The organism is Flavobacterium undicola, assembly GCF_009909155.2.
In the GTDB taxonomy this organism is placed as follows: Bacteria; Bacteroidota; Bacteroidia; order Flavobacteriales; family Flavobacteriaceae; genus Flavobacterium; species Flavobacterium undicola.
This window is the reverse complement of record NZ_JAAAPM020000061.1, coordinates 1-5,782: the sequence shown is the minus strand read 5'-3', so window position 1 is coordinate 5,782 and position 5,782 is coordinate 1. Positions and strand designations below refer to the sequence as shown.

Sequence of the window (5,782 nt, the reverse complement as noted above, 5' to 3'; positions counted from 1 at the left end):
ATGGTTGTACGGCAACTAGAAGCTATACTCTTACACAGCCAACGGCAATCAATACTTCTTCAGGTTCCCAGACAAACGTGTCTTGTAATGGAGGAACAAACGGTTCTGCATCGGTTTCTCCTTCAGGCGGAACTCCTGGTTATACTTATTCATGGTCACCATCTGGCGGAACGGCAGCTACTGCTACGGGACTTGCCGCAGGAAGCTATACTGTAACGGTAACCGACGCTAATGGTTGTACAGCAACTCGCAACTATACTCTTACACAGCCATCAGCAATCAATACATCTTCAGGTTCCCAGACAAATGTGTCTTGTAATGGTGGTACAAATGGTTCTGCATCAGTTTCTCCTTCAGGCGGAACTCCAGGTTATACTTATTCATGGTCACCATCTGGCGGAACTGCTGCTACGGCTACCGGTCTTGCCGCAGGAAGTTATACTGTAACGGTAACGGACGCCAACGGATGTACTGCAACTAGAAACTATACTCTTACGCAGCCATCGGCAATCAATACATCTACAGGTTCCCAAACCAACGTGTCTTGCAACGGAGGAACAAACGGTTCTGCATCGGTTTCTCCTTCAGGCGGAACTCCGGGATATACGTATTCATGGTCACCATCTGGCGGAACAGCAGCTACGGCTACAGGTCTTGCCGCAGGAAGCTATACTGTAACGGTAACAGACGCCAACGGATGTACTGCAACTCGAAACTATACAATAACTCAGCCATCGGCAATTAATACATCTACAGGTTCTCAAACCAACGTGTCTTGCAACGGAGGAACAAACGGTTCAGCATCAGTTTCTCCTTCGGGCGGAACTCCGGGATATACGTATTCATGGTCACCATCTGGCGGAACAGCAGCTACGGCTACAGGTCTTGCCGCAGGAAGCTATACGGTAACTGTAACCGACGCTAATGGTTGTACAGCAACTCGCAATTATACTCTTACACAGCCATCGGCAATCAATACTTCTTCAGGTTCCCAAACCAATGTGTCTTGTAACGGTGGAACAAACGGTTCGGCTTCGGTTTCTCCTTCTGGCGGAACTCCTGGTTATACTTATTCATGGTCACCATCTGGCGGAACGGCCGCCACGGCTACCGGACTTGCCGCAGGAAGCTATACGGTAACTGTAACCGACGCTAATGGTTGTACAGCAACTCGCAATTATACTCTTACACAGCCATCGGCAATCAATACATCTACAGGTTCTCAAACCAACGTGTCTTGTAATGGCGGAACAAACGGTTCAGCATCGGTTTCTCCTTCGGGCGGAACTCCAGGCTATACCTATTCATGGTCACCATCTGGCGGAACTGCAGCTACAGCTACCGGTCTTGCCGCAGGAAGCTATACGGTAACTGTAACCGATGCGAACGGATGTACAGCAACACGTAATTATACTCTTACTCAGCCAACGGCAATCAGTACGGCAACAGGTTCTCAAACCAATGTGTCTTGTAATGGCGGAACAAACGGTTCTGCATCGGTTTCTCCTTCAGGCGGAACTCCGGGCTATACTTATTCATGGTCACCATCTGGGGGAACTGCGGCTACTGCTACAGGTCTTGCCGCTGGAAGTTATACTGTAACAGTAACCGACGCCAACGGCTGTACTGCAACTCGCAACTATACAATAACGCAGCCATCGGCAATCAGTACCGCGTCAGGTTCTCAAACCAATGTGTCTTGTAACGGAGGAACAAACGGTTCTGCATCAGTTTCTCCTTCAGGCGGAACTCCGGGCTATACTTATTCATGGTCACCATCTGGTGGAACTGCAGCTACTGCAACAGGTCTTGCAGCAGGAAGCTATACGGTAACTGTAACCGATGCGAACGGATGTACAGCAACACGTAATTATACTCTTACTCAGCCATCGGCAATCAGTACCGCGTCAGGTTCTCAAACCAATGTGTCTTGTAATGGAGGAACAAACGGTTCTGCATCGGTTTCTCCTTCGGGCGGAACTCCGGGCTATACTTATTCATGGTCACCATCTGGCGGAACAGCAGCTACAGCTACAGGTCTTGCAGCAGGAAGCTATACGGTAACTGTAACCGATGCGAACGGATGTACTGCAACTCGCAATTATACAATAACGCAACCATCGGCAATCAGTACCGCGTCAGGTTCTCAAACCAATGTGTCTTGTAACGGCGGAACAAACGGTTCTGCATCAGTTTCTCCTTCAGGCGGAACTCCGGGCTATACTTATTCATGGTCACCATCTGGCGGAACTGCGGCTACAGCTACAGGTCTTGCGGCAGGAAGTTATACGGTAACGATAACTGACGCTAACGGATGTACAGCAACACGTAACTTTACGGTTACTCAACCTTCGGCAATCAGTACTGCAACAGGTTCTCAAACCAATGTATCTTGTAATGGTGGTTCAAACGGTTCAGCATCGGTTTCTCCTTCAGGAGGAACTCCGGGCTATACCTATTCATGGTCGCCATCTGGAGGAACTGCGGCTACAGCTACAGGTCTTGCGGCAGGAAGCTATACTGTAACGATAACAGACGCTAACGGATGTTCAGCAACACGTAATTATACAATAACTCAGCCGTCGGCATTGAGTTTTACAACTACAACTTTACCAGGTTATGATTATAATTCATCATATAGTCAAACTATTTCGGTTACAGGAGGTACAGGAGGAAAATCGTATGCAGTTACTGCAGGTAGTTTGCCTTCAGGTTTTACTCTATCATCAAGTGGTACGATAACAGGAACTTCAACTCAAGTTGCAGATAGTAATTTTACAGTTACGGTTACTGATGTAAATAGTTGTACTGCTACATATAATTTTGTGCTAAAATTAAATCAAATACCAATTATTGTTACAGCAACAGCATCTCAAACCAAAGTATATGGACAGAGCGATCCTGTTTTTACATATACAGTGACACCAAGTTTGTTGTCTGGAGATTCATTTACAGGAGCTTTAACAAGAGTTACAGGTGAAAATATTGGTAATTATGCTATAAACGCAGGTACTCTTTCGGCAGGGTCTAAATATTTAATGACTTTTGTTAGTAAAGATTTTGCTATTACAGTCAAACCAATTACCGTTACGGCTACTGCTTCTCAAACGAAAGTTTATGGTACAGCCGATCCAGTTTTTGCGAATACGGTTTCACCAAGTTTAGTGGGAAGTGATAGCTTTACAGGAGCTTTGACAAGAGCTGCAGGAGAGAATATCGGAACTTATGCTATTACACAAGGAAGTTTGAGTGCCGGTTCTAATTATATTATCAGTTATGTTAGTAAAGACTTTGCTATCACGGCTAAGCCAATTACCGTTACAGCTACTGCTTCTCAGACGAAAGTTTATGGTATTGTTGATCCTGTTTTTGCTTATACAGTTTCACCAAGTTTAGTAGGAAGCGATAGCTTTACAGGAGCTTTAACAAGAGTTTCGGGAGAGAATATCGGAACTTATGCTATTACACAAGGAAGTTTGAGTGCCGGTTCTAATTATGCTATTAGTTATGTTAGCAAAGATTTTGCTATCACAGCCAAGCCAATTACGGTTACGGTTACTGCTTCTCAGACGAAAGTTTATGGTGCTGTTGATCCTGTTTTTGCTTATACAGTTTCTCCAAGTTTATTAGGAAGCGATAGCTTTACAGGAGCTTTAACAAGAGTTTCGGGAGAGAATATCGGAACTTATGCTATTACACAAGGAAGTTTGAGTGCCGGTTCTAATTATACTATCAGTTATGTTAGTAAGGACTTTTCTATTACAGCCAAACCGATTACAGTTACGGCTACTGTTTCTCAAACAAAAGTGTATGGTGCTGTTAATCCAGTATATACTTATTCAGTTTCTCCAAGTTTAGTAGGAAGCGATACCTTTACAGGAGCTTTAACAAGAGTTTCGGGAGAGAATATCGGAACTTATGCTATTACACAAGGAAGTTTGAGTGCTGGTTCTAATTATACTATTAGTTATGTTAGTAAAGACTTTGCTGTCACGGCCAAGCCAATTACGGTTACGGCTACTGCATCTCAAACGAAAGTTTATGGTACTGTTGATCCTGTTTTTGCTTATACAGTTTCACCAAGTTTAGTAGGGAGCGATACCTTTACAGGAGCTTTAACAAGAGTTTCGGGAGAGAATATTGGAACTTATGCAATTGGGCAAGGAAGTTTGAGTGCTGGTTCTAATTATACTATTAGTTATGTTAGTAAAGATTTTGCTATTACAGCTAAGCCAATTACCGTTACGGCTACTGCTTCTCAAACAAAAGTGTATGGTGCTGTTAATCCTGTATATACTTATTCAGTTTCACCAAGTTTAGTAGGAAGCGATACCTTTTCAGGAGTTTTAACAAGAGCGACTGGAGAGAATGTAGGTTCTTATGCAATTACGCAAGGAAGTTTAAGTGCCGGTTCTAATTATACTATCAGTTATGTTAGCAAAGATTTTGCTATCACAGCTAAGCCAATTAACGTTACCGCTACTGCTTCTCAGACAAAAGTGTATGGTGCTGTTAATCCGGTATATACTTATTCAGTTTCACCAAGTTTAGTAGGAAGTGATACCTTTTCAGGAGTTTTAACAAGAACTACAGGAGAAAATATAGGAACTTATGCTATTATACAAGGAAGTTTAAGTGCTGGCTCTAATTATACTATTAGTTATGTTAGTAAAGACTTTACTATTACAGCTAAACCAATTACAGTTACAGCTACTGCTTCTCAAACGAAAGTTTATGGTACAGCTGATCCTGTTTTTGCTTATACAGTTTCGCCAAGTTTAGTAGGAAGCGATACATTTACAGGAGCTTTAACAAGAACTGTTGGGGAAAATGTAGGTTCTTATGCAATCACGCAAGGAAGTTTAAGTGCGGGATTAAATTATACCATTAGCTATGTTGGAGCAAATTTCACTATCGCTAAAGCCAATCAGACTATTACTTGGAATCAAATTTTAGAGTTGGGTTGTGATGGAGTGACAACTGCAGTATTGACAGCTACTTCTAGTAGTGGTTTGCCTGTAAGTTATACTTCTTCTAATGCTAATATTGCAACGATTTCAAATGGAGTATTGGCTTTACAGAATTATGGTTCAGCAATTATTACAGCTTCACAATTGGGTAATAATAATTATAATGCAGTTCCAGTGGTTAACTTGGTGGTTGTAAACAGTCAACCTAATTTAATTAGAAAGCAGTTTGAAGATATTATCTTCTTTGATAATAGTTCTAATACTTTTACATCGTACAATTGGTATAAAAATGGGGTTTTAGTTCCAAGTCAAACTGCTCAATATTTTAAAGAGAATGGAGCTTTAAATGGTACTTATTATGCCAAAGCAACAAGATTGGATGGAATGGTAGTTACAACTTGCCCGCTAGTCTTGTCTCCAACAATAGAAGAGGAATATTTAAAAATTGTCCCTAATCCGGTTAAAACTAATGCAAGTTATGAACTTATTACAAATGTATCTTCTTCAAGATTACAGAATGCGCATATTGAAGTATACAGTGTAGGTGGATTGTTGATGGAGAATAAAACTATAAGTGAAAACAGGGTAACTTTAAAAGCTCCAATGGTTGAGGGTATTTATGTTGTTAAAATGACTTTAGCAAATGGTAAATATTTTACAAAAAATCTTCTAGTTAAAAATTAAATAATTGAGTTAGTCATTTAGTTTCTGTATTTTTATGTCTTTAAAAACAGTCGTTATGGAAGTATTTGAAGGACAAAGCATACTAAACTTTATAAAAGAATTGCCAAATGATGAAGCTTGCAAAGCTT

At 41.5% G+C, this 5,782-nt stretch carries 1 protein-coding gene; it reads left to right on the top strand.

The window, feature by feature from the left end; translation table 11 throughout:
* Nucleotides 1–5,654 (top strand): MBG domain-containing protein (locus tag GTZ96_RS17975; protein ID WP_235973062.1); only part of this gene is annotated, 5,654 nt, incomplete at its 5' end.
* Nucleotides 5,655–5,782 lie beyond the last annotated feature (128 nt).